This window comes from Chondromyces crocatus (assembly GCF_001189295.1).
GTDB lineage: Bacteria > Myxococcota_A > Polyangia > Polyangiales > Polyangiaceae > Chondromyces > Chondromyces crocatus.
The window spans coordinates 8,052,528-8,077,693 of record NZ_CP012159.1 but is presented as its reverse complement, the minus strand read 5'-3'; the positions used below and the strand labels follow the sequence as shown (position 1 = coordinate 8,077,693).

Here is a 25,166-nt window from a genome sequence, read left to right as displayed (position 1 = left end):
TAGGCTTATCCCAGATAGGCACGAGTTATCAAGCGCGATGAAGGCGTCACGGGCTGTGGAGCATGATCTGGGCGAGCAAAAGCCCGGTCTGCCCGCAGCGGCGCACTCCATGCATGGAGTCGACTATGGCTGCACCATCAAGACGAAATCAGTGGTGTCGATTCCACCGTTATCGTCATGATCGATGTTTGCAGGATCCCGACAATGGGATCCCGTATCGTGGTGTCAGGAGCTTCTTGAGCCGATGGAGACGGGGGGGCAGGCGAGGGGAGCGACCTCGGCCTGGGGTGTGATGGGCCTCAAGCCTCGCGCATCGAGGGGTAACCAACCTCGCGCGGCGGATCGAACGTCTCTTTCACCACACGCGGAGAGACCCACCGCAACAGATTCAGGGAGCTTCCCGCCTTGTCGTTGGTCCCCGACGCGCGACCTCCACCAAACGGCTGCTGTCCCACCACGGCGCCTGTCGGCTTGTCGTTGATGTACAGGTTCCCTGCGGCGAACCTCAGCGTGCTCGCGGCCTGCTCGATGAACATCCGATCCCGCGCGAAAATGGCGCCTGTCAGGCCGTAGGGAGAGCCCTCGTCGCATTGCTTCAGCGCCGCCTCTTCCTCGCCGTCGGGATAGACCCACAGGGCGAGGACCGGCCCGAACAGCTCGTCACGCATCAGCGCATGCTTCGGATCGCGCACCTCGATGAGCGTCGGTTCCACGAACCAGCCCACGTCGGCCGGCGTCCCACCGCCAGCGATCAGCGTACAGCTCGGGTCCCCCTTCGCCGCCCCGATCCGGCCCGCCAGCCGCTTGTGCGCCCGCTCATCGATGACGGCGCCAAGGAAGCTTCGGAAGTCGGCGACGTCCCCCATCCGCAACCCCTCCATCAGCCCGACCAGCCTATCCTTCAGGGCTGGCCATAGCGAGCGCGGCACATAAGCGCGCGAGGCCGCCGAGCATTTCTGACCCTGGTATTCGTACGCGCCGCGAACGAGCGCCACGGCGAGTCCCTCCAGATCGGCGCTTTTGTGAGCAAAGACGAAGTCTTTCCCGCCAGTCTCACCGACCACCCGGGGATAGGTCCGATAGTTGCCGATATTGTCACCGATACGCCGCCACAGCGCCTGGAACACCTCCGTCGAGCCCGTGAAATGGAGCCCGGCGAGATCCTGGTGCGCGAGGCATGCATTCGCTACCTCCTCGGGAGGCCCCATCACGAGGTTGATCACCCCGTCGGGCAAGCCGGCTTCGCGCAGCAGGTTCATCACGAAGTGCGCCGACAGGAGGGCGTTTGCGGACGGCTTCCACACGACCGTGTTGCCCATCAGCGCTGGCGCCGTCGGGAGGTTCCCTGCGATCGCGGTGAAGTTGAACGGCGTGGAGGCGAAGACGAACCCCTCCAGCGGCCGGGGCTCTTGCATGTTCCAGCTTCCGCGGCTGCTCCCCGGCTGCTCCGCCGCGATCTGCCGTGCGTAATGCACATTGAAACGCAGAAAGTCGATGAGCTCGCAGGCCGCGTCGATCTCCGCCTGATAAGCCGTCTTGCTCTGCCCGAGCATCGTCGCCGCGTTCATCGTTGGCCGCAGCCGCGTGCTCAGCATGTCTGCGGCCTTCAGGAAGACCGCGGCCCGAGCGGTCCAGGGCAGCGAGGCCCACCCTTTGTGCGCACGCCGAGCGGCTTCGATGGCGCGCTTCACATGCTCGGTGTTTCCCTGGTGAGCGCGCGCGAGGAGCAGATCGTGGCGGTGGGGAGCGCGCACCTCCTGCAGGTCGCCGGTCCGCACCTCCTCGCCACCGATGAACATCGGGATCTCCACCGTCGTGGAGGAAAGGCGCGCAAGCTCCGCCTTCAGCGCTGCGCGCTCGGGCGTGCCAGGAGCGTAGGCGTGGATTGGCTCGTTCTGGGGGAGGGGCGGCGATGCGATGGCGTCGAGCATGGCGCGGAGCATAGATCAGCCGCGCCAGCCGCGCTTACTTCAGCTTCTTTTCCAGCGGATCCTTCTGGCTGGTCTTCTGCTGCTGCAACCACTCCACGACGGGCGTCCGCCAGTCCATGCCCGTCTCGGTCGGCTCCGGCGCAGCCTTCTGGAGCGCGAAGTTGTCACCGCCGAAGTACAGGTACTCCACCGTCGCGACCTTGTAGGTCGCCGCCGGATCGAGCGGCTTCCCGTCGATCTTCCAGGTCTTGCCCTGCTGCGTCGCGCCGGAGACCACGGCCTCGGGGTTCTCCAGCGCCGCCTGCAGATCGGCCCCCTTCACGTCCAGGAGGAGCGCGCTGTTGTCGAAGGGCATCATCGCGTAGACGCTCGCCTTGGTGATCGCGCCGGCAGGCAGCGCCTCGGCACCCTTCTTGTTGATGAGGGCCACGTCGGCCTTGAGCTGCTCGCGCCAGGCCCGCGTGATCAGCAGCTTGCTCACCGTGTCGCCGTCGAGACCCTTCTCGGTGTACCCGATCTCCTCCCCGAGCGACTGGTCGAGCTTCTTCTTCCACCTGTCCACACCTGTCCACCAGCTCCGCCACCTTCGGCTCGGCCGGCGCATCGACCACGTCGATCGCCTTTGCCTCGACGCCGGTGACCCGCTCTTTCTGTGGCTTCGACAGGTCGATGGTGAGCGTAGCGCGCGCGTACTGGCGCAGCCGCTTGTCGGGGGCCATCAGCACCGCACCCGCCGCGCGCTCGTCGAAGCTCTTCGCGCAGTTCGCGCCGCCGACGAACGAGATCTTCCAGTCCGGATGCTTCTCGAGCATCGGCTTCAGCTGGTCCGGGCACTCGTGCGCGATCACCACCACCGCGTCGGCGCCTGCCTTCCACACCGCGGGGACCGTGGCGCTGAGCGCCTCCTCGATGGGCTTGAACTCCAGGCCATAGAAGCGATCCGCCATCGCGCGCGCCTTGTTGGTGGGGGACGTCAGCCCGATCACCCCGATCTTCGCGCCTTCGCGGGGCACGATCAGGTAGGGCTTCATCTCCAGGTTCTTCCACTCCGGGTTCTGCACCTCCACGTTCGCGCCGAGGTAGGTCAGCTTCGCGGCGTCCCTGTTCTTCGCGAACTGCTCGCGCCCGAAATCGAGGTCCTTGTTCCCGAACGCCGTGGCCACGTAGCCCAGGGCGCCCATCACCTCCGCCATCGAGTCGCCGTGGAACACCGTGGAGATCGGCGATCCCGAGAAGCTGTCGCCGCCCGAGAGGACCAGCGTCTTCTCCTTGTCACACGGCTTGGCGATCCCCTGGGGACCGGTGCAGTGGTTCTCCTTCGCGAGCCAGGCGCCGAGCAGCTCTGCCGCACCCCCCACGGACTTTCCGTCCTTCTTTTCCGGAAGGACGAAACCGTTCTCGTCGGCGGTGTAGAGCAGGGTCACCTTGACGGGCGCGGCGACCGCAGCGCTGCTCGTCGGGGCGGCGCTCGTCGCCGCGCTCGGTTGCGGCGCGGGCTGGTCACAGCCTGCGGTGACGCCTGCGGCCAGGGCGGTCGAAGCGAGGAGAGCGTGAAAGCGATGGCGACTCGATGAGGTTCGTGCGTCCACGGGGCGCAGTCTTCCGCAGGGGGTGGCGCCGGGGCAAGGAGTTTAGGGAGGACACATCCCGCGTCGAGGGGCCTTCCTGACTCTCCGCGTGCGCGAAGGGTCCCTCGGCCCCCGACCCGGCTCAGGGCTTGAAGCTCGTCACCGGTCCGGCCACCTGACGCCCCCGGTGCCACACCGCGAGGATCCGGCTGGTGCCCGTGATGTCCTGCGTGGGGTCGGCGTCGAGCACGATGATGTCGGCGAGCTTCCCGGGCGCGATCACCCCCCGATCATCCAGCTTCAGCAGCGCCGCTGCGTCACGGGTGGCGATGGTGATCGCCTGCATCGGAGAGATCCCTGCCTGCACCATCAGTGCGAGCTCTCTGTGCTCCGAGAAGCCAGGGATGCGCAGCGGATTCGCCCCCGAGTCCGTCCCGAACCCGATGCGGACCCCACCGTCGTGCAGGGCCTTCAGGTTCTTCAGGTTCATCGACAGGTTGCGCTTCGCGATCGCCACAGCCGGATCGGCCTGCTTCTTCGATCGCCACGCTGGGCTGTCGAGCTGTGCGCGGAGGGGCGGCTGCACCGAGTTCCGGAAGAACGGCGTGCTCATCCAGGCGGGCCGCTGCGCGTAGATGAAGGTCGCCTCGTCCAGCTCCAGGGTCGGGATGTACCAGGTCCCACGATCCTTCATCACCTTGATGAAATCCGCGTCCACGGGCACGTCGCGCACCCCGTGCGCGATGATGTCCACGCCGCCCTCGGCCAGCGCCTTCGCGTCGGCGAGATAGTAGATGTGGGCGGCCACCCGCAGCCCCAGCTTGTGGGCCTCGTCGATCACGGCGCGCCAGATCGCCGGGTCCATCTTGCCAGGCAGGGAGTGGTTGAAATCGTCGACCCACACCTTCACCAGGTCCGTTCCGCGCGCCTTCTGCTCACCGACGAACGCCCGTGCTTTCTCCGGCGTATCAGGCCGGTCGATCTGACCTGGTGCCGCCTTGAGCATCGCCTGGGGAGGCGCTCCCGTGGGCGTCCCGACCCCGTGATCGGCGCCGAACAGATCGGCTCCTTGCAGCTTCCCGGCCCGCAGCTCGGCCCGCAGCGGATAGAACACCGAGGCATCGTTCACGCCGAGCGACGTCACCGTGGTGACCCCGTAGGCCTCGTACTGCCGGAGCTGCCGCAGCACGTTCTCGCGCGTGTAGTTGGCCGCCCCCTGCTCGGTCCCGTTCGTCTGACCCACGTGCGCGTGGTTCGAGATCAGGCCAGGGATCACCGTCTTCCCGCGCAGATCCACCACCGTCGCGACGGCGGGAGGGGGGAGCGAGTCCGTCGGACCGACCGCGACGATGTGTTCTCCTCGCACGATGATCGTTGCCGGCTCCAGCGGTGTCCCGCCCCGGCCATCGACGAGCCGCGCACCCTGAAGTGCGGTCACGGAGATCTCCTGGGCGGTGACCGGGACGGCACCGCACAGCGCACCGAGCGCCGTGCCCACCGCAGCAAGAAATCTGAGCGCCTTCATGGCCAGACTGTTCAACTCGACCGCAAATCTGTCAACCAGTGCGTTGCTCTGGCGTCCGCTCACCCTGTCTTCTTGCGAAGTGGTTCGAGCCGCAACCATCGCGCGACGAACGCTTGATCCTCCGGCGCGATGACGCCTGCGACCCGCGCCGCGAGCAGGTAGAGCGCTGCATAGATGGGCAAGCCAGCGCCGAGCAGCAGGGCAGGGTGGAGCCGCGCGCCGAGCGTCATCATCGCCACCATCACCGGCACCCCGGCCACGAGGGCCGCAAGGGCCGTGCGCCCGTAGTGGCCCCAGGGAAAGATCCCGGACAGACCCACGCGGCCCACGCGCTCGATCCGGTAGCAATAGTAGACGATCATCATCACCTGCGTGAGCACCGCCGCGAGCGGCGCCCCCATCATCCCCACCGTCGGGAGCAGGATCAGCGCCGCCACCACGTTGAAGACCATCCCCTGGATCTGCGTCCGCAGGATCATCTTCGTCTCTCCGAACGCCATCATCATGATCCCGAACGCCGTCACCCGCAGCGGCAGCAGCGCGCCGTAGATCCTGAATGGCAGTGCCGCGCCCCGGTATGCCTCCCCGTAGAGCAGCACCATCAGCGCCTCGGCGCCCAGCAGCAGGAACACCGCCACCGGCAGCATCACCAGCGTCGTCTTCCGGATGCCCGCGTGCCACAGCGCGATCGCGTCCCGAGCCCCCGCTTCCCGGCTCGGCCCTGCCTGGAACCGCTCCACGAACTGCGGCAGCATGCTCGACGCCACCGTGTACGGCAGGATGCTCACCAGCGGCAGCTCCTGCGAGCCGATCGCGAACTCCGCGAACGCTGCGGCGCTGAAGAACAGCCCCACCACGAACTTGTCGAGCTTCTGGTTGAAGAGCCCCGCGAAGCGCCCCACCGCCAGCGGCGTCACGTAGCGCATCTGCGCCCGCACCCCGCCCGGGAACGGTGCTGTCTTCACCCCCGGGAACAGCCCCTGGTACACCCGGTAAGACAGCGCGAGCCGCAGCGCCGTGGTGGCGTTCTGCCCGACCAGGATCCACGCCACGTGCCACCCCAGGACTGCGGGGACCAGCGTCGTCACCGTCCCCACCAGCGTCACCACCAGCGAGATCCCGGCCGACGCCCGGTGACGGTTCGTCGCGATGAACACGTTCCCGAACACGCTGCCCGGGAGCCCCAGCATCGCCGTCACCCCGGCCAGCAAGAGCAGCGCCGTCAGGTCATCGCGTCCATCGAGGAACAGCCCTGGGCTCAGCGCCAGCGCCGCGAGGAGCAGCGCCACCAGCGCCCCCAGCCCCAGCAGCAGCGCCATGCTCTGCCGGACCAGCCCCTTCAGCTCCGCCCTGGAGATCTGGTTCGCGAAGTAGAGCAGCGATTCCGGGATGTAGAACAGCGCCAGATCCCGCGCCGTCGTGTACAGCATCATCACGAACGCCAGTGACCCGTAGCTCGACTTGGGGAGCAGCCGGACCACGAGGATCCCTTGCAGCAGGCCGATGATCGTCGTGACGAACTGCCCCCCGACGATCATCCCGATCCGATCGGCCAGCGACGTCTTCGTCTCCTGGGCCTGCGCCTCCTGGGCCTGCGCCTCCTGGACCTCGGCGGGGCTCTCCGTGCGCGGCTCCTCCGTCGCCATCGCCTTTGCGTCTCCGCTCCCCTGCGTGTTCGCGTCTCCGCTCATCCGCGTGCGCTGCTCCGCCCCATGGCTGCCCGGTAAGCCTGCTCGAACCGATCCACGCACGCCTCCCAGTCCGCCACCTCCCGCGCCCACGCCACCCCGCGCGCCCTCAGCCGCGCCGCGAGCCCCTCCTCCGTGGCCAGCCGCTCGAGCGCCCCCACGAGCCCGTCATCGCTCCCTGCCGGCACCAGCAAGGCGTTGCGCTCGTCTTCCAGGAGCCCCCGGTACGCTGGCAGGTCCGTCGCGATCAGCGGCGCCCCCAGCGCCAGCAGCTCGCAGAACGTCGATGGAAACCCATCGACCTCCAGCGCCGACACCGCGCCATCGCACAGCGCATACAACCCCGGCAGCTCCCCGTACGCGCAAGGCGGCGCGAACCGGATCCGCTCCCGCACCCCGGCGCTCGCCGCGACCTGCTCCAGCCGCACCCGATCCGCCTCTTCCCCCGCGCGCCCGTACAGCTTCAGCACCAGCACCCCGTCGCGTGCCCACGGGCTCCTCGCGAACGCCCGCACGATCCGGTCCGTGTGGTAGTGCGGAAAGCACTGCCTCGGGCTCAGCAGCACCCGCTGCCCCTCGGGCACCTGGAGCCGCTCACGCCACATCGCGGCCCCTGCCGCAGCCCGCTCCGCTGCGAACGCCCCGAGATCCACCCCCCACAGCACCAGCTGCGCGCTCACCTCGGCCGCCCCTCGCCGCCTCCGCTGCGCCCGCTCCAGCAACGGCAGGCTGTCTGCCGTGAGCGCCCCGGCCGCCCGCAGCACCTCGTCCACGGCCTGCGCGTGGGCTGCCGCCCGCGGAAAATCCTCGTCGTTCAGATCGGAGCCCCACGCCGTCGCCACGTAGGGTGGCCCCCCGTCCATCCGCGCCCACAGCCGGTGCCGCGGCCGCAGGTAATTCAGGTGCACCACATCGACACCCAGGGCCCGCACTGCCCGCCGCGCCAGCCAGTGATCGACCATCGCTGGCAACCGAGGCCGCTCCAGCACCACCTCCTCGCAGCGCGCCCCGTGCTCCTCGCGGATCGCCCGGGCCACCCCCGGCGCGTCGGCCACGATCACCCGGTGACCGCGCCGCGCCAGCGCGGCCCCCAGCCGCCCTTGCTGCGTCGCGATCGGATCACCGCTGAGCAGCACCGTCAGCCGATCGGACCGCCCTGACACGCCCTCGGGCATCGCTCCCTCGCTCAACCCGCGGCGCGGCGCGCCGTCGCCTCTCCGCGCGCTTCGATCGCGGCCCGGTACACCGCCACGAACCGATCCACGCACACCTCCCAGTCCGCCGCCTCCTGCGCCCACGCCCTCCCGCGCGCCCGCAGCCTCGCCGCCAGGACCGCGTCACGGGCCAGCCGATCGAGCGCCTCGACCAGCGCCGCCTCGTCTCCTGGCGGCACCAGCAGCGCGCTCTCCTCGTGCGCGATCAGCCCCTCGTAGGCCGGCAGATCCGTCGCCACCAGCGGGACCCCGAGCGCCAGCAGCTCGCAGAAGGTCGACGGCCCGCCGTCTACCTCCAGCGCCGACACCGCCACATCGGCCATCGCGTAGAGCGCCGGCAGCTCCGGGTACGCACAGGCCGGCGCGAACCGCGTCACGTCCGCGATCCCCAGCTCGGCCACCAGCGCCTTCAGCCGCTCGTGATCCTCCACCTCTTCCTTCCGACCGTAGAGCTTGATCACGAGCACCCCCTCCTCGCGGAACCGGCTCTTCGCGAACGCCCGCGCGATCCGGTCCACGTGGTAGTGCCGCTTCGGTTGCCGCGGACTGAGCACCACCCGCTTCCCCGCCGGGATCGCCAGCCGCTCCCGCCACGCCGCTGCCTCGCGCGCCACCCGCGCCGGATCGAACGTCGCCAGATCCACCCCCCACAGCACGAGCGACGACGGCACCTCGCGCCCTGCGCGCCGCTTCGCCTTCTCCAGCAGCGGCGTGCAGTCCGAGGTCAACGCCGACGCGTGCGCGAGCACGTGGTTCACCCCGCGGATCACCTCCGGCCGCTTCTGGAACACCTCGTCGTTCAGATCGGTCCCCCACGCCGTTGCCACGTAGGGCGGCCCCCCTTCGAGCCGCGACCAGATCTGGTGCCATGGCCGGATGAAGTTCAGGTGCACCACGTCCACCCCGAGCGAGCGCGAGAGCCTCCCCGCCCACACGCGCTCCAGCGCCTCCGGGAGGAACTTGCGACGCACCCGCACCTCCTCGCACGCCGCCCCGTACTGCTCCCGGATCTGACCGGCCACCATCGGCGCATCGCACACGAGCACCCGGTGCCCGCGCGCGTGCAGCGCCGCGCCGAGCCGCACCTGCTGGGTCGCCCGTGGATCGCCGTGCAGGAGAACGGTCAGCGGGGACTGCGACATGATCGGCCCCCGTGTACTCCAAGGCGCGACCCCCGCAAAGCGCTCCAGCGGCGCGGGTCGGAGGCGCCCAGCCGGCCAACCCCCACCACGAGCAGACCTCCTCATCCGCCCTCCCACCTCACCGTCCCCGCCGTGGCGCGCACCTGGTCAGGCCCCGCTGCGAAGAGAGCAGGCGTGGCGATCCGCGGTCGTGCAGGGCCCGATCGGCGCCTGACACCGGGGATGCCGGTCCAGCCAGCCGCTGGCGGCGGCTCGTCCACCATGGCAGCGTGCCGCGCACATGATGGCCGAGAGCCACGAAGCGGCGTTCTACGACCGCCACTGGGAGCACACCCGGACGGCCACCGATCCGCACATCGTCGCGAAGGGCGACCGCCTCCTCGCCCTCCTCCCCGAAGGCGTCCGCACCCTCGCCGACATCGGCTGCGGCGACGGCTACCTCACCCGACGCCTCGCCGAACGGCACGACGTCATCGCCGTCGATCGCAGCGCCGTCGCCCTCGACCGCCTCCGCGAGACCGCCTCCATCCGCGCCATCCAGGCCAGCGCGGACGCCATCCCTCTCCCGGATCGCGCCGTCGATCTCGTCTTCTCGAGCCAGATGCTCGAACACCTCCCGGCCGACGTCCTCCACGGCGCCGCGCGCGAGATGCAACGCCTCGCCACCGCCCACCTCCTCGTCACCGTCCCCCACCGCGAGACCCTGCGCCGCCGCTACGCCCGCTGCTCCACCTGCAAGCTCCAGTTCCACATCGACGGCCACCTCCACGCCTTCGACGCCGCCGCCCTCGACCAGCTTTTCCCCGCCTTCGAGCGGATCCACACCGAACTCACTGGCCCCCTCGAACCCCCCACGTACGCGCCCCTCGAGTGGACCCGCCAGCACCTCTGCCACCACTGGTGGATGTGGGACGACCTTCGCCTCGTGTGCCCCCGTTGTGGCGAGACCTCCCTCCGCAAGCCCCGCCGAGGCCCCCTGCGCCGCGCCACCGAGCGAGGCCTCGACCACCTCGCCGACCTCTGGAGCCGCCGCGCCGGCCGCGCCCCCCAGCCTTACTGGATCGTCACCCTCTACCGCCGGAAGGCGGCCACCTGATGGGCGAGTTCGAACAGGACCGCGCGGCGATCGAGCGCCACTACCTCGAGCGCTTCCTCCCCTCGAGCCCCTGGGCTTCCCTCATCAACAACCAGCCCTACCTCTACCAGCGCCAGCGCCAGCGCCGCCTCCGCGAAGCCCTCGTCGCTTGCGGCTATGGCGCCGCCGATCGCCTCCGCGACCTCACCGCCCTCGACATCGGCTGCGGCGCTGGCAACAACCTCGCCTGGCTCGCCGACCTCGGCGCCGATCCCGCCCACCTCACCGGCATCGACCTGCTCGAACCCCGCGTCGACGTCGCCCGCGCCCGCTTCAAAGGCATCCACTTCCTCGCCGGCGACATCACCGAGACCGACGTCGGCGGCCCCTACGACGTCGTCATGCTCATCGCCGTCCTCACCAGCGTCGTGAACCCCGCCTTCAAGCGGCGCATCGTGGACAGAGCGCTCTCCCTCCTCAAACCGAGCGGCGTCTTCTTCTTCTACGACGTCGTCACCCGCCGACCCGTGACCGGCACCGCCGACTACCAGTGCCTCACCTTCGACGAGCTCGACGCCTACGTCGCTCCTCACCGCTTCCACTACTTCAAGCGCGATCTCCTCAAACCCCGGCTCGTCGACCGCCTCGTCCCTCGTCATGGCGTCGCCGTCGCCGAGCTCGTCCAGGCCACGGGCCTCTTCAACATCGACGGCACCTTCGCCTACCTCCAGCGCCGACCATGAACCGCCCGCTCCCTCTCCCTCGAGCGCTTCGCGCGACCTCCCGTCCCGCCCGGAGTCCTCTGCTCACCCCTTCGAGGCGCTGGCGATGAAGCGCCCCCTCATCACCGTCGGCATCACCTGCCACGCCGAAGGCGACTGGCTCCTCGAGTGCTGGGAGAGCCTCCTCGCCCAGACCGACGACCGCTGGCAGGCCGTCCTCGTCATGGATGGCACCCAGCACGCCCCCACCATCGAGATCTTCGAGTCCCTCGAACACCCCCGCCTCCGCAAAGAGCGCTCATCGGAGAACCGCGGCCCGTACCCCACCCGCAACCGCGCCTTCGAGCTGACCGACACCCCGTACCACTTCTACCTCGACGGCGACGACAAGCTCCCGCACGACGTCCTCGCCCGCGTCTACCGCGTCATCGAGGCGCGCCCCGACGCGGGCGTCATCTACGGCGACTACCAGCTCTTCGGCGGCTACGCCGGCATGTGGCGCTACCCCGAGCACATCGACCCCGAGGCCTTCCTCGTCTCCCAGCCCATCCCGGGCGGCAGCGTGTACCGCAAATCCCTCTGGGAGCAGCTCGGCGGCTTCGCCCCCGAACTCGCCCGGGGCAACGCCGACTACGACTTCCACATCGGCGTCCTCGAAGCGCGCGCGCCCACCCTCCACCTGGGCGGCATCCTCATGCACTACCGCGTCGGCCACACCCACAAGGTCTCCAGCGGCTACGCCCTCCGCTACAACGAGACCCACGAGATCATCGTCGCCCGGCACCCCCGCTACTTCGCCGATCCTGTCCGCCGCGAGCGCTTCCTTGCCCAGGGCGAAAAACGCGCCGCCCTCGCGAACCGGGCTGCTGGCAACCACCAGCGCGCCGCCGAACTCGCGCGCGCCGCCATGCGCCGCGGCCTCTGGCACGACCGCGCCCTGTGGCCGCTCGCGCTCCCGCGCCCCTTCCGTCGCCGCGGCTCCTGATACGACCGCCGCGACCCGACGCCGCCACGCCCTCGACCCACCGTCGCGACCCCGACGAACCCCCGTCATCCCCCCCGGATGGCGCTGGTCCTCCGTCGCGCCCCGCGGCATGCTCGCCGACCACCATGATCCTCCTCATCGCCGCGACCCGCCCCAACTTCATGAAGGTGGCTCCCGTCTACCGCGCCCTCCGCGCGCGCGACCTCCCCGTCCGCCTCCTGCACACCGGGCAGCACTTCGACGCCAGCATGAGCGACGTCTTCTTCCGCGACCTCGGCCTCCCGACCCCCGACGTCCATCTCGGCGCAGGCGGCGGCTCTCACGCCGAGCAGACCGCGTCCATCCTCGTCGGCGTCGAGAAGGACCTCCTCCAGAACCGCCCCTCCGTCGTCGTCGTCGTCGGTGACGTCACCAGCACCCTCTCTGCGGCCCTCGCCGCCGCCAAGCTCGGCATCCCCGTCGTCCACATCGAGTCGGGCCTCCGCTCCCGCGACTGGACCATGCCCGAGGAGATCAACCGCATCCTCACCGACCAGCTCTCCGACCTCCTCCTCACCCCCTCGCACGACGCCGCGCCCAACCTGAAGGCCGAGGGCATCCCCGACGAGCGCATCAAGTTCGTCGGCAACATCATGATCGACTCCCTCCACTGGTCGCTGCGCCACCAGACCGACGTCCTCGCGCGCCTCGGCCTCGAACCCCGCGGCTACGCCGTCGTCACCTTGCACCGCCCCGCCAACGTCGACACCGCCGAGAAGCTCCGCGAGACCCTCGACGCCGTCGAGGCCATCGCCTCGCGCATCCCCTCCATCTTCCCCGTCCACCCCCGCACCGTGCAGCGCGCCGAGACCTTCGGCCTCGCCGAGCGCCTCCGCTCCATGCCGGGCCTCCGCGCCATCGAGCCCCTCGGCCACCACGACTTCGTCACCGCCATGGCCAACGCGCGCCTCGTCGCCACCGACTCCGGCGGCATCCAGGAAGAGACCACCGCCCTCGGCATCCCTTGCCTCACCATGCGCCAGGGCACCGAGCGCCCGATCACCGTCACCGAGGGGACCAACATCATCGTCGGTCTCGATGCCGCCCTCATCGCGCGCGAGGTCGACACCATCCTCGCCGACCGCGCCAAGAAGGGTCGCGTTCCGGAAGGCTGGGACGGTAATACCGCCGACAGGATTGCGGACGCACTCCAGGCATTCCTGGCTGGAAATCCGCCACCGCGGACCTCTGGCCCCCGCGCCTGAACTTCGTACACCAACCTCTTTCGGGAGGGATTGACGCAGCGACCGATCGTCGGGCAATGGTCCCGCAAACCCGGACTCCGGGGGAGGACACATGCCTTGTCTTGATCTTCGGCGCACCGCGCTGCACCGCGGACTCGCGCTCATCGTGCGGCTCACCCTTGCCGCCACCCTTCTCGTCATCGGCACCGGCTGTGGGGCCCTCTCGGCCCTCGGCAACCCCTCGGCGGCGTGGGCCATCAAGGAGTCCACGCCCATGAGCGTCGTCGTCCGGCGCGCCGAGGTCGCCACCACCACGGCCGACGCCGTGAAGCGCCTCCTCGGCGAGACCGGCGTCGACGACAAGTCCGCCTGGACCAAGAAGACCTCGATGAAGTCCGCCGACGCCGAGGCCCTGCTCAAGCAGCTCGGTGCTTCACCGGCGTACGTCGCCACCCCGGGCCTCCAGCTCCGCGTCGTCCCCGCCGAGGTCTGGGCCCACGTCCTCCCCACCATCTGCTCCGAGGAAGGCGACTACAACAGCATCATCGAGGCCATCAGCTCCAGCGCCGGCGCCCAGTACGACAAGCTCCTCGAACAGCAGGAGAAGATCGCCGACCTCAACGGCCAGATCGCGTCCAACAAGCAAGCCATGGACGGCGACGGCATCACGGCCAGCGAGAAGGCCGCGCTCGACAAGAAGAACGACGAGATCAAAGAGACGATCTCGTCCCTCGAAGACACCTTCGACACCGACCGCGAAGCCTTCCTCGACAAGCTCGTCGCCGAGGCGAAGAAGGCGTCACCGAACACCAAGGCCCGCATCGGCGGCCTCCTCGTCAACCTCAAGTACGCCGTCGCCGACGCCAAGCTCGCCAACGCCGTCGCGCTCATCCGCTACCCCCTGGCGCTCCCGGGCATGAGCGACGACGTGCAGGCCGCCACCCGCCGCATCATCGCCGACATCATCGAAGAGCAGACCGGCAGCCGCCCCGACCTCAGCGGCTTCAAGCCCGACGTCTCCCTCGACGGGTTCACCCCCAAGGTCACCTTGAGCGGCATCCCCGTCGAGAAGATCGGCGACATCTCCGTCGAGGATCTCACCAAGAAGACCATGTCCCGCGTCGTCGACTACGTCGGCCGCGTCGCCGAGCTGCCTGCGTACATCAACCGCAGCCAGTCCCTCCTGAGCTTCGAAGAAGCGCTGATCGACAAGGCCCTCGAAGGCCTGGGCATCAAGAAGCCCTCCTCTGCCGAGAACGCTGGCGACGAGCTCGCCAAGCTCACCGTCTCCAGCGGCGCCACCCCGCCCAAGGCCGGCGACGACGCCGACGAAGCCGCCCCTGCGGCTCCCCGAGGCGAGCGCACCCCCGGCGGCTTGGTCGCGTTCACCTGCGAGACCAGCGCCTCCAGCACCGAGGTCGCGGACGCCTCCGACGAGGAAGCCACTCCCGCGAAGGACGCGAAGGCGAGCAAGGACGCCAAGCCTGGCACCGCCAAGCCCGCGAAGGACGCGAAAGCGAGCAAGGACGCCAAGGCGAGCAAAGACGCGAAGCCCGCCGCCACGAAGCCGGCCCCTGCCACCAAGCCCGCCGTGGCGACCAAGCCCGCCGCGCCCGCCGGTGACACGCGCCCCGCGAGCCACACGACGAAGCCTGCTCCCGCCGAGAAGCCCGCTGGCGATCAGCCCTGCGAGCTGTGGGTCACCAGCGGCGACAAGCGCGTCTGCCTTTGAGCCTGCCGCTCAGCGCGTGCTGTTGGACGCGCGCAGTGGAACCCTCTCCTCTGCGCGTTCCGGCATCTCCCGACACCGTCACTCCACCCATTTCCCGAGCCTTCGTCGGCATCTCACGCGGTCACTGTTGAGGCACGACCTCATTTCATCCCCTCGACGGCCCACGCATGATTCCGTCCGCCAACCACCAGCTACAGCCTCCGTTCAATCGCTGGAAGTCGCTGGCATGTTGGCTAACCTGACTCAGCCGGAACCCGTCGGTCCGGGAAAAAAAGGAAATAACCACATGCTTCAGCGAACCCCCCTTGCTGCACTGCTCCTCCTGGCTGCTGCGCCGCTGGTCAGTGGCTGCGGCTATTCCGAGGACGAATGGCAAGCCCAGCTCGCCAAGTATGGCCAGCTCCAGAGCGAGAGCGCCAAGAAGGAAGCCGACCTCCAGAAAGAGCTCCAAGCCGCCCGTGACCGCGTGGCGCAGCTCGAAAAGGAGCTCTCCGATCAGGGCGTTCAGCTCAACAAGGTGAGCGGCGAACTCGAAGACCGCGACAAGGCCCTCGCCGAGTACAAGGCCCGCGCCAAGCAGCTCGAGGCCATCAAGGCCCGCTTCGACCTGCTCCGTCAGAAGCTCCAGACCCTGGTCAACCTCGGCCTGGAAGTGAACATCCGCCGGAACCGGATGATCATCTCCCTCCCTGGCGACGTCCTCTTCGACTCCGGCAAGGACAAGCTCCGCAAGGAAGGCGAAGACATCCTCAAGAAGGTCGCTGAGGCCATCAAGAGCGACAAGGCCCTCATCAATCGCGACTACCAGGTCGCTGGCCACACCGACAGCTCCCCGCTGAACAGCCCGCCGTTCAACGACAACTGGGGCCTCTCGCTGGCCCGTTCCCGCTCCGTGCTCCTGCACCTCATCGGCAAGGAAGGCGGCCTCCCCCGCCAGCACTGGAGCGCAGCTGGCTTCGCCGACACCGACCCCCTCGGCCCCAACACCACGCCCCAGGGCAAGCAGAAGAACCGCCGCTGCGAGCTGATCGTGGTCCCTGACGTCGACGAGATGCTCGACCTCACCAAGATCGCTGGCGCCGTGCCCGGCAAGTCCTGACCGGGCAGGGGAGGGCGAGGCGCAGGGCACACCGCCCTCGCGCCTCCCCTCTCGATGACGCACCCGCCTCCACCTTCACGCCCCACACGCCCCACCCCCGCCTGTACACGACCTGCGCTTGCGTCCGGTCCGCGCTCACACGCGACGCGCGCCTGCGCCTGGTCGGCGCTCCCGCTCGGCCCTCGCCTTGCCGCCTCTCCCTCCCTCGTGGGATCGTCGTCCACCGTGCTCGACCCCATCACCCTCGACCAGCTCCGCGCCTTCATCGCCGTCGTCGAGGAAGGCAGCTTCTCCGCTGCCGCCCGCAAGCTCCAGCGCGTCCAGTCGGCGGTCAGCACCGCCATGGCCAACCTCGAAGCCCAGCTCGGCGTCCAGCTCTGGGATCGCTCCACCAAGGTCGCCACCTTGACCGAGCAAGGCCAAGCCGTCCTCGCCGCCGCCCGCCGCGTCTGCAACGAGGTCAACGCCCTCCGCAAGCTCACCGCGGGCATGCACGTCGGCCTCGAAGCCACCGTCTCCCTCTGCGTCGACGTCCTCTGCCCGACCAGCGCCCTCGTCGACCTCTGCGTCGGCTTCGCCCAGCACTTCCCTGGCGTCGACCTCCGCATCGACACCCAGACCTTGTCCACCGTCTCCGCACGCGTCCTCGATGGCCGCGCCACCCTCGGCGTCGTCAGCCCCCTCGGCGTCGCCCCGGGCCTCGAGAGCACCGTCCTCGCTCCCGTCCGCATGATCCCCGTCGTCGCGCCGACCTACCCCCTCGCTGCGCACCGCGACCCCATCCCTACCACCGCCCTCGCCGACTGCATCCAGATCGTCCTGTCCGAGCGCCAGGACTCCGGCGTCCCGGACCAGGCCGTCCTCTCTCCCCGCACCTGGCGTGTCTGCGACCTCCACACCAAGCACGCCATGCTTCGTGCTGGCCTCGGCTGGGGCAACCTCCCCGAGCACATCGCGCGCGACGATCTCCGCGCGGGCCGCCTCGTCAAGCTCCGCCTTCAGGCCTGGGGCGAAGACGAACATCGCCTCTACCTCTCCGCCGTCTACCGCAGCGACCAGGCCTTCGGCCCTGCGCACCGCTGGCTCCTCGAACACCTCAAGGCTCTCTGTCTCCGCGACCTGACCGAGGCGCTCGATCTTCCATGCCCTCCCAGCACACCCGAGCCGAGCGCGTTCAGCGCGAACGCCTCCGCGTCGAGCCTCGTTGCACCGAGCTCCGCCGAGCCGAGCCCGTCCGAGCCGAGCCCGTCCGAGCCGCGCTCCTCTCCTTCGGCCAGGAAATCCCGACCGCGATCGCCCCGATCCTCGTGACCTCCTCCGCGCTTCCCGCTGCCGTGCCGCCTCGTCGAGCGCGCGCATGAGCTGACCACGCAGGCCTGGCGCCCCACGCCCTGTCGAGGCCGCGTGAGCGACCCCGGCCCGTGACCATCTCCGCGCGCGATGATCCCCATCTCGCGAATGCCCATTCCGGAAACACCTCCTGCGCGGCACAGTCCTTTGCACGTCGTGACCCGAGGCCGTGGTGGCCTTCAGGGCGCGACGCACCGCCGTTCATCGCGTCACCCGACGCCGTGCGCCGCCTCGCGCGACGCGACAGGAGACCTCCATCATGAGCATCAAGCCCCTCCTCACGCCCGACGCCCCCACCCTCGTCCTCGTCGACTACCAGCCCCAGATGTCGTTCGCCGTCGGCAACATCGACGTCCAGACCCTCATCAACAACGCCGTCGGCCTCACCAAGACCGCCAAGATCTTCGGCATCCCCACCATCCTCACCACGGTCGCAGAGAAGTCCTTCTCCGGCCCCACCTGGAAGCAGCTCACCGACGTCATCCCCGAGGCGAAGTCCTTCGACCGCACCTCCATGAACTTCTGGGAGGACAAGGCCGTGCGTGCCGAGGTCGAGCGCATCGGCCGCAAGACCCTCATCCTCGGCGGCCTCTGGACCACCGCCTGCATCAACTTCCCCACCATCCAGCTCCTCGAAGAGGGCTACTCCGTCTACGTCGTTGCCGACGCCATGGGCGACGTGTCCCAGGCGGCCCACGACCACTCCATCACCCGCATGGTCCAGGCGGGCGCCGTCCCCGTCACCTGGCTCCAGGTCCTCCTCGAGCTTCAGCGCGACTGGGCGCGCCAGGAGACGTACGATGCCGTCACCAAGCTCGCCATGGAGCACGCGGGCGCTTACGGCGTTGGCATCCAGTACGCCAAGGCCGTGCTCGGCGCCGATGCCAACGAAGGGAAGCACTGACCGACCACGGATCGAGACGACGCGACCCAGCGGCCCGCGAACGACACGCTGGCCGCTGGCAGAGCGGGTGACGAGCCACGCGCCGGCCGCTGGCTCGACGGGAGACGACGGCGCCGCAGACCGCTGACGGACCGAGCGACACACGCGCCCTCCGTTCGTCAGCACCCTGCGACGAAGCCCTCCCGCGGAGCCAGCGACCCGCGACGAAGCCTGCCGACGCCGCACCGTGACGCGAGACGACCTGCGACACCGTGACGCGAGACGACCTGCGACGAAGCCTGCCGACGCCGCACCAGCACGAACGAAAGGCAACACCATGAGCACCCCGTCCGACGCCGACCTCATCCTCCACAACGGCCGCATCACCACCTTGAGCGACGGCAAACCCGACGTGTCGGCCGTCGCCGTGCGTGACGGCAAGATCCTCGCGACCGGCACGGACGCCGAGGTCCTCCGCCACAAGACCGACCGCACCAAGGTCATCGACCTCGCGGGCCGCCGCGTCATCCCGGGCCTCGCCGACTCGCACCTCCACGTCATCCGCGGAGGCCTCAACTACAACATGGAGCTGCGCTGGGACGGCGTCCCCTCCCTCGCCGACGCCCTTCGCCTCCTGAAAGAACAAGCCCGCCGCACCCCGGCGCCCCAGTGGGTCCGCGTCGTCGGCGGCTGGACCGAGTTCCAGTTCGTCGAGCGCCGCATGCCCACCCTCGACGAGATCAACGCCGCCGCCCCCGAGACCCCGGTCTTCATCCTCCACCTCTACGACCGCGCCCTCCTCAACGGCGCCGCCCTCCGCGCCGTCGGCTACACCAAGGACACCCCCGACCCGCCCGGTGGCCTCATCCAGCGCGACAAGGCCGGCAACCCCACCGGCATGCTCATCGCCAAACCCAACGCGATGATCCTCTACGCCACCCTCGCCAAGGGCCCCAAGCTCCCCTTCGCCGACCAGCTCAACTCCACCCGCCAGTTCATGCGCGAGCTGAACCGCCTCGGCCTCACCAGCGTCGTCGACGCCGGCGGCGGCTTCCAGAACTACCCCGACGACTACGCCGTCATCGAGCAGCTCGCCCGCGACGACCAGATGACCCTGCGCATCGCCTACAACCTCTTCACCCAGCGCCCTGGCAACGAGCTCGACGACTTCAAGGCCTGGTCCAAGCTCATCCGCCCTGGCGACGGCGACGACATGTACCGCTGCAACGGCGCCGGCGAGATGCTCGTCTTCTCCGCCGCCGACTTCGAGGACTTCCTCGAACCCCGCCCCGACCTCTCGCCCTCCCTCGAAGGCGACCTCGAGCCCGTCATCGCCTTCCTCTCCGAGCACCGCTGGCCCTTCCGCCTCCACGCCACCTACGAGGAGTCCATCACCCGCTTCCTCGACGTCTTCGAGAAGGTCGACCGCCGCATCCCCTTCAACGGCCTTCGCTGGTGGTTCGACCACGCCGAGACCGTCTCCGCAAAGAACCTCGACCGCATCGCCGCCCTCGGCGGCGGCATCGCCATCCAGCACCGCATGGCCTTCCAGGGCGAGTACTTCATCGACCGCTACGGCGCCGAAGCCGCCCGCCACGCGCCCCCGATCCGCCAGATGCTCCGCGCCGGCATCCCCGTCGGCGGCGGCACCGATGCCACCCGCGTCGCCAGCTACAACCCCTGGATCGGCCTCTACTGGCTCGTCGCCGGCAAGACCGTCGGCGGCACCCCGCTGTACACCGACACCGAGAAGCTCACCCGCGAAGAAGCCCTTCGCCTCTACACCACCGACAACGCCTGGTTCTCCGGCGAACCCGGCAAGAAAGGCCGCATCGAACCCGGCCAGCTCGCCGACCTCGTCGCCCTCACCGACGACTACTTCACCATCCCCGAAGAGCGCATCAAGTCCCTCGAATCCGTGCTCACCGTGCTCGGCGGCAAGATCGTTCACGGCGCCGGCCCCTTCGCAGGCCACAACCCCCCGCCGCTCCCGTTCAGCCCCTCCTGGTCCCCGCCCGGCACCTACGGCGGCTACCACGCGGCTGCGGTGAAGTCCGCCGTCGCTCACCCCAGCGCCACCCGAGCCCGCAATCGCGGCTTCGACGCCGGCTGCGACTGCTTCGTGATCTAGGCCGGCGCCTCACCGTCACCTCTGGCCGGCGTCGAGTGTGCGCCTCGCATCTCGCATCGACGCCGACCCACACCTGTTCTGATCGTTCCTGCCTCGACCTTCTTCCGGATCCCCCATGGCCAAGGACATCCCTGCCATCAACCTCCCGGCGCCATCGTCCGAAGGCACGTCATCCTCTGCCGTCGTCACCGCGCCTCCTTCGGCCTGGTCCCCCCTCCGTCACCCTGCCTTCCGCTCCCTCTGGCTCGCCGCCCTCGCGTCGAACCTCGGCCTCTGGATCCAGAACGCCGCCGGAAGCTGGGACATGACCACCCTCAGCAGCGCACCCCTCCACGTCGCGCTGCTCCAGACCGCCTCCAGCTTCCCCGTCTTCCTCGTCGGCCTCCCTGCCGCTGCGTTCGGCGACATCTTCGATCGCCGCCGTCTGCTCCTCTCCTTCGCCACCTGGATGGCTCTCACCAGCGCCACCCTCGCCGCCCTCTCCTTCACCGGCACCCTCACCCCCGAGCGTCTCCTCGCACTCACCTTCGCCCTCGGCCTCGGCGCTGCCCTCTCCGCCCCCCTCTGGCAGTCCATCCTTCCGACCCTCGTCGATCGCACCGAGCTGGCCCCCGCCGTCACCCTCGGCGGCGTCGCCATCAACATCGCGCGCGCCGTCGGCCCGGCCCTCGGCGGCATCGGCATCGCCCTCGCCGGCAGCGCCCCCGTCTACACCTTCAACGCCCTCGCCTTCAGCGTCGTCGTCTTCCAGGTCGTGCGCTGGAAACAGCAACGCCCCACGAGCCATCTCCCCCCCGAGCGTGTCGTCGGCGCCATCATCGCTGGCCTTCGCTTCGCGCGCCGCGCACCTGCTCTCCAGTCCGTGCTCCTCCGCTCGGGCGCGTTCATCCTCGCGGGCAGCGCCCTCTGGGCCTTGCTCCCTCTCGTCGCGCGCCGCGAGCTGCACCTCAGCCCCCTCGGCTTCGGCCTGCTGCTCGGCTGCATCGGCGCGGGAGCCCTCGCGGGCGCCGCCATCCTCCCGCGCTACCGTGCGCGCCTCGGCACCGATCGCCTCGTCGTCCTCGCGAGCTTCCTCTACGCCGCCGCGATGCTCACCCTCGCGCACGTGCGGTTCGCGCCTGCGCTCTATGTCGCCATGACCGCGACCGGCGTCGCCTGGATCGCCATCCTGTCGAGCCTCAACGTCGCCGCCGCCTCGGCTGCGCCAGGGTGGGTGCAGTCACGCGCCCTTGGCCTCTACCTGCTCGTCTTCCAGGGCGGACAAGCCCTCGGCAGCCTCGCCTGGGGCGCCCTCGCAGGTCGCCTCGGGACCGCGCTCACCCTCACGATCGCTGCGAGCGCGCTCCTCGTCGGTCTCCTCATCGCCGTGCGTCACCGCCTCGGCATCGTGAGCAAAGACGACGTCGCCCCCTGGCGCGCCTTCCCCGAGCCCGTCCTCGCGCAGCCCGTGCACATCGACGCGGGTCCTGTGCTCATCCAGCGCCGCCATGTCGTCGCTCCCGAGCAGCGGGCGGCGTTCCTGCGGCTCGCGCGTGATCTGGAGCCTGTGCGCCGACGTGATGGCGCGATGACGTGGACGCTGTTCGAGGATGTCGCCGCGCCGGGCATCTTCATCGAGACCTTCCTCGTCGCGTCCTGGGGCGAGCATCTCCGCCAGCACCACCGCGCGACGGCGGCTGATCAGAAGCTGTTCGACGCCCTCGACCAGGTGGCTCGCGACGAAGGCGTCACCCACCTGATCGACGCCTACGCTGCGGCCGAGGCGAGCGCGCGCGGCGAGCCGGTGGGGTGATCGTGTCGGATCAGCGGATCCGTGTCCGCTTCGTTCCCAGTTGTTCCCGTTCCAGAGAGCGGCTGGTGCTCGGCGTCGAGCTGGAGCACGGATCCCGCCGGCGCTGACGACATCACCTGCGGCGAGTGCGTCGTGACCACGAACTGGATGCGAGGGAAGGTCCGCGTCAGATCCTCCAGCACACGCCACTGCCACGCCGGGTGAAGGTGCAGATCCACCTCGTCGATCAGCACGACGCCCGTGGCCTCGGACGGCGCTGCGGCCCCCAGATGCGGATTGAGCTGCGTCGCGCGCCAGGCGATGTCCGCCGCCACCGCGATCAGGTTGCGCTGTCCATCCGAGAGCGCATCGAACGGGATGGACGTCCCGTTGTCGAAGTCGACCCGCAGCTCCTGGTGGTTGGCGCTGAAGTAGATGCGCTGCGCCCCCTCCAGGCACCCACTCGCCGCCGTGCTGACGGCCTCCAGCTCCGGGCTGCGCACCTCCGTCAGGAGACGCCCTTCGTCCGCCGCCCGCGCCAGCCGCTGCACCCGGTCTTCCTCGCGCCACGCCATCCAGGCCTCGAACCCCTTGTGATCCGAGGCCGCTTCCAGGGCTGCGTGGTAGCCCTCCAGCCGGGACTTGAGATGACGCTTCTCCGTCCGCTTCTCGCGCTTGTGGAGCCAGAGCCGTCCCGTCCCGTAGTACGCGACCACGGGGAGCACGGTGGGCGTGCTGGACGAGAGCTGCTGCTCCGTCGCCTCGGCGCGGTCTCGGAGGCTCACGGCTTCCCCGCTCGTGGTGCGCCCTTCCACACTTCGCAGCTCCCTCGCCCAGGCGATCCGGGCGTCACCACCTGCTGCGTCGCGGAGCTGCCCCTCGGCCTCGACGCGCACCGGGTAGCTCGTCGATTCCGTCGGGAGGTCCGTCGACGTCTTCGCCGTCACGCGCCGGGCAGACGATTTGGGGATCGGGTAGTCCTCCCGGATCCCGCTGAACCCGCTCACCCAGGCTCCGAGCGCGACCGCGAGCCCTTCGAGCACGGTCGTCTTCCCGGCGCCATTGCGCCCGACCAGCACCGTGAGCGTGGGCTCCAGCCGCAGCTCGAAGCGCTCGAAGACGCGGAAGTTGATCAACCGGAGCGTGTCGATGCGCATCGTGGGCCACCCGGTGTTAGCTGCGGCGGCGTGGCGCGGCCAGCGAATTCCCGAGCCGAAAAGGCCTTGCCGGTCGGTGTGCAGCGGTCGCTTCGCGTGTCACACCGGGTCTGCGCTCGGCCTCGCGCCGGGCCCCGCCTGCGTACGGAGTGCCTCGGCCACGGTCGTCGCGCTGATCGCTTGCTCGTGCCACCGTACCAGCGTGACCAGGTCGGCGCAGGCCTCGATCTGGTCCTCTTCCGCGGGACTCAGCGTCAGCCCGCGGCTCGACAGCACCTGGCGGACCGACGCGCGTGCCTGGATCAAGCGCCCTTCCAACCGTGCCTCCAGCAGTCCCTTCAGTCGTCCCTCGGCGAGCAGCTCTTGCTTCAACTGGGGGGTGGTGGCGAGCAGCAACCAGATGAGCTGACGGCGGTTCTCCAGTCGGATCGGGTCGTCGGTCGGGGGGAATTTACGCTCCAGCTCTTCGCGGCTGAGGGGCGGCATTGCGCCGAGGTAGCGAGCGTACGTTGCGATGGCCAGCCCTTCGTCGCGGTAAAAGGGCTGATTTGAAGCAGCGCTGATATCGGGACCCTCGTAATGCGTGGAGCTTCCCTGACGCTCACCATCGAGAGCCGCCAGGAAGCCTTTCGAAGCCGAAAGGCTGGACGGGAAGCCTGGGCTCACTTCTCATGGCGGGTGGCATGACCGAGCATCGTCTTCGGGTCCTCCACATCTCGGATCTCCACGAGCGTGCTGCCCGAGAGAGCGAGCCGTGGCGCCGGCGGCGTGTCCTGGGAGAGGCGTGGCTCCGCAACCTCGATGATCTGCTCGGTGATGGCGTGCCGGTCGACCTGGTGTGCTTCACCGGCGACGTCGCCGACTGGGGGATGCCTGATGAATACACGGCTGCCACAGATCTCGTGGAGTCGCTGCTCGAACGGCTGAACCTCCCGAAGGAGCGACTCTTCGTAGTGCCGGGCAATCATGACATCCAGCGGAAGAAGAACGAGGACGTCTGGAAGCGGCTGCGCAACGTCCTCCTCAACTCCTCAGCCATCGAGCGGTCGCGCTGGTTGCGGGGGAACGCGCTGCCGCGGGGCTACGAGCAGGCCGACCGAAACAAGCTTCTGGACCGTGGGGAAGCCTTCCGTGCCTGGCTGCGTGCCCTCGGGCGAGAAGCCCTGCTTCCCGCTGCGCCGTTGCATCCGCACGTCGGCTACCGGGTGACCCTGCGTGTGCGCGATCTCCCCTTCGACGTTCACATCATCGGCCTGGACTCGGCCTGGCTCTGTGGCGACGACGCCGACAGCGGGAAGCTGCTTCTCACCGAGGATCAGGTGGCTTTGCTGTCGACCCAAGCGGACGGCCAGGATCTCGGTGGCCTTCGCCTTGCGCTCGTCCACCACCCCCTGAGCGATCTGCACGATGGCGACGCCTGTCGTGATCTGCTCGCCAAACATGTCGATCTCCTGCTCCGAGGCCACCTGCACCACGAGGACCTCGCGACCTGGATCGGCCCGGAGCTACGCCTGCGCCAGGTCGCTGCCGGCTGCCTCTACGAAGGCCACCTGGCGAATACATGGCCCAATGCCTGCCATCTGATCGACATCCGCCTCGACGATGCCGGTCGCCCGACGGGCTACCGAGTCCGGCTCCGCGGCTACTCCGATCGAAACAAAGGCTTCTGGCACGACGACGCAAGCCTCTACAGCGCTGCGCCGGCGGGCATTCTTGACTGGGAGACGGGTCTCTCGACGCCGCCTCCCCCTGCCACCCGTCCTTCACCAGGCATCTTCGTCGGACGAGACACGGAGCTGCAGGCGCTGCGCGACGCCCTTCTGCCGGCCGCTGGCCCCTCCCGTCCCACCGCCATCAGTGCGCTCCACGGGATGCCGGGCGCGGGCAAGTCCTACCTCGCCCAGCATTTCGTCGACCTGCACGGGGCACAGTTTCCTGGCGGCATCCTTCGCCTGGTGTTGGAGCCCGAC

Annotated in this window: 21 protein-coding genes and 2 pseudogenes; 13 read left to right on the top strand and 10 right to left on the bottom strand. The window is 69.3% G+C overall.

Features of this window, described 5'->3' with window-relative positions:
• Nucleotides 1-299: 299 nt before the first annotated feature.
• From pruA to CMC5_RS49265, 3 genes and pseudogenes are all read right to left on the bottom strand, one after another.
• Nucleotides 300-1,931 (bottom strand): L-glutamate gamma-semialdehyde dehydrogenase, encoded by a 1,632-nt coding sequence (gene pruA, locus CMC5_RS28965; RefSeq protein ID WP_050436196.1) that lies wholly within the window; start codon nt 1,929-1,931, stop codon nt 300-302.
• Between the two features lie 34 nt (nt 1,932-1,965).
• Nucleotides 1,966-2,121: a hypothetical protein gene (locus CMC5_RS47935; protein WP_245677805.1), complete on the bottom strand. Its 156-nt coding sequence runs from the start codon at nt 2,119-2,121 to the stop codon at nt 1,966-1,968.
• Between the two features lie 24 nt (nt 2,122-2,145).
• Nucleotides 2,146-2,535 (bottom strand): annotated as a pseudogene (locus CMC5_RS49265) (5'-nucleotidase C-terminal domain-containing protein); the annotation flags it as partial.
• Between the two features lie 65 nt (nt 2,536-2,600).
• Between CMC5_RS49265 and CMC5_RS49260 the strand changes: the two are divergent.
• Together CMC5_RS49260 and CMC5_RS49255 are read left to right on the top strand one after the other, a co-directional pair.
• Nucleotides 2,601-2,864 carry a hypothetical protein gene (locus tag CMC5_RS49260; protein WP_082362899.1) on the top strand — a complete coding sequence of 88 codons (264 nt, stop codon included), beginning with the start codon at nt 2,601-2,603 and terminating at the stop codon, nt 2,862-2,864.
• 492 nt (nt 2,865-3,356) lie between these two features.
• Complete coding sequence (locus CMC5_RS49255) at nt 3,357-3,485, top strand: hypothetical protein (RefSeq protein ID WP_425394816.1); 129 nt, start codon at nt 3,357-3,359, stop codon at nt 3,483-3,485.
• A gap of 156 nt (nt 3,486-3,641) precedes the next feature.
• On the opposite strand, the gene CMC5_RS28955 is transcribed toward CMC5_RS49255, so the two are convergent.
• The 4 genes from CMC5_RS28955 to CMC5_RS28940 are packed head-to-tail and all read right to left on the bottom strand — an operon-like array spanning nt 3,642 to nt 9,068.
• Complete coding sequence (locus CMC5_RS28955) at nt 3,642-5,024, bottom strand: amidohydrolase family protein (RefSeq protein ID WP_050433428.1); 1,383 nt, start codon at nt 5,022-5,024, stop codon at nt 3,642-3,644.
• 59 nt (nt 5,025-5,083) lie between these two features.
• Nucleotides 5,084-6,715, bottom strand: a complete 1,632-nt coding sequence (locus CMC5_RS28950; RefSeq protein WP_245677804.1) for an oligosaccharide flippase family protein — start codon at nt 6,713-6,715, stop codon at nt 5,084-5,086.
• Nucleotides 6,712-7,887 (bottom strand): glycosyltransferase family 4 protein, encoded by a 1,176-nt coding sequence (locus CMC5_RS28945; protein WP_050433427.1) that lies wholly within the window; start codon nt 7,885-7,887, stop codon nt 6,712-6,714. The genes CMC5_RS28950 and CMC5_RS28945 overlap by 4 nt, the downstream gene beginning before the upstream one ends.
• A gap of 11 nt (nt 7,888-7,898) precedes the next feature.
• Nucleotides 7,899-9,068: a glycosyltransferase family 4 protein gene (locus tag CMC5_RS28940; RefSeq protein ID WP_050433426.1), complete on the bottom strand. Its 1,170-nt coding sequence runs from the start codon at nt 9,066-9,068 to the stop codon at nt 7,899-7,901.
• A 280-nt stretch (nt 9,069-9,348) separates the two neighbouring features.
• Between CMC5_RS28940 and CMC5_RS28935 the strand changes: the two genes are divergently transcribed.
• The 10 genes from CMC5_RS28935 (at nt 9,349) to CMC5_RS28890 (ending at nt 22,060) form a co-directional block, all read left to right on the top strand.
• On the top strand, nt 9,349-10,164 hold the full coding sequence (locus CMC5_RS28935; RefSeq protein ID WP_050433425.1) for a methyltransferase domain-containing protein: 816 nt from the start codon (nt 9,349-9,351) through the stop codon (nt 10,162-10,164).
• Nucleotides 10,164-10,886 (top strand): class I SAM-dependent methyltransferase, encoded by a 723-nt coding sequence (locus CMC5_RS28930; protein ID WP_050433424.1) that lies wholly within the window; start codon nt 10,164-10,166, stop codon nt 10,884-10,886. Before CMC5_RS28935 ends, CMC5_RS28930 begins: the two co-directional genes overlap by 1 nt.
• 85 nt (nt 10,887-10,971) lie before the next feature.
• Nucleotides 10,972-11,850, top strand: a complete 879-nt coding sequence (locus CMC5_RS28925) for a glycosyltransferase (protein WP_050433423.1) — start codon at nt 10,972-10,974, stop codon at nt 11,848-11,850.
• Nucleotides 11,851-11,975: 125 nt separating this feature from the next.
• Nucleotides 11,976-13,094 (top strand): non-hydrolyzing UDP-N-acetylglucosamine 2-epimerase, encoded by a 1,119-nt coding sequence (gene wecB, locus CMC5_RS28920; protein ID WP_050433422.1) that lies wholly within the window; start codon nt 11,976-11,978, stop codon nt 13,092-13,094.
• Nucleotides 13,095-13,185: 91 nt separating this feature from the next.
• Complete coding sequence (locus CMC5_RS28915) at nt 13,186-14,805, top strand: hypothetical protein (RefSeq protein ID WP_050433421.1); 1,620 nt, start codon at nt 13,186-13,188, stop codon at nt 14,803-14,805.
• A gap of 286 nt (nt 14,806-15,091) precedes the next feature.
• Nucleotides 15,092-15,904 (top strand): OmpA family protein, encoded by an 813-nt coding sequence (locus CMC5_RS28910; RefSeq protein WP_050433420.1) that lies wholly within the window; start codon nt 15,092-15,094, stop codon nt 15,902-15,904.
• Between the two features lie 225 nt (nt 15,905-16,129).
• Nucleotides 16,130-17,215 (top strand): LysR family transcriptional regulator, encoded by a 1,086-nt coding sequence (locus tag CMC5_RS28905; protein ID WP_063796367.1) that lies wholly within the window; start codon nt 16,130-16,132, stop codon nt 17,213-17,215.
• A 298-nt stretch (nt 17,216-17,513) separates the two neighbouring features.
• Nucleotides 17,514-18,158 (top strand): hydrolase, encoded by a 645-nt coding sequence (locus CMC5_RS28900; RefSeq protein ID WP_050433419.1) that lies wholly within the window; start codon nt 17,514-17,516, stop codon nt 18,156-18,158.
• Nucleotides 18,159-18,474: 316 nt separating this feature from the next.
• A complete protein-coding gene (locus CMC5_RS28895; protein WP_050433418.1) occupies nt 18,475-20,268 on the top strand; it encodes an amidohydrolase in 1,794 nt (597 codons plus the stop codon).
• A gap of 115 nt (nt 20,269-20,383) precedes the next feature.
• Entirely contained in the window at nt 20,384-22,060 is a 1,677-nt protein-coding gene (locus CMC5_RS28890; protein ID WP_050433417.1) for an MFS transporter, read from the top strand.
• Here the strand turns inward: CMC5_RS28890 and CMC5_RS28885 are convergent.
• The gene (locus CMC5_RS28885) at nt 22,015-23,196 is read right to left on the bottom strand and encodes an AAA family ATPase (RefSeq protein ID WP_050433416.1); all 1,182 of its coding nucleotides are present in this window, start codon (nt 23,194-23,196) and stop codon (nt 22,015-22,017) included. The two genes, CMC5_RS28890 and CMC5_RS28885, sit on opposite strands and share 46 nt — an antisense overlap.
• Nucleotides 23,197-23,295: 99 nt before the next feature.
• Nucleotides 23,296-23,682, bottom strand: coding sequence for a hypothetical protein (locus tag CMC5_RS28880; RefSeq protein ID WP_156338929.1), 387 nt, complete (start codon nt 23,680-23,682; stop codon nt 23,296-23,298).
• Between the two features lie 185 nt (nt 23,683-23,867).
• On the opposite strand from CMC5_RS28880, the pseudogene CMC5_RS49250 reads away from it, so the two are divergent.
• Nucleotides 23,868-24,611 (top strand): annotated as a pseudogene (locus CMC5_RS49250) (metallophosphoesterase family protein); the annotation flags it as partial.
• A gap of 348 nt (nt 24,612-24,959) precedes the next feature.
• Here the strand turns inward: CMC5_RS49250 and CMC5_RS49245 are convergent.
• The gene (locus CMC5_RS49245; protein WP_281180737.1) at nt 24,960-25,118 is read right to left on the bottom strand and encodes a hypothetical protein; all 159 of its coding nucleotides are present in this window, start codon (nt 25,116-25,118) and stop codon (nt 24,960-24,962) included.
• Nucleotides 25,119-25,166 lie beyond the last annotated feature (48 nt).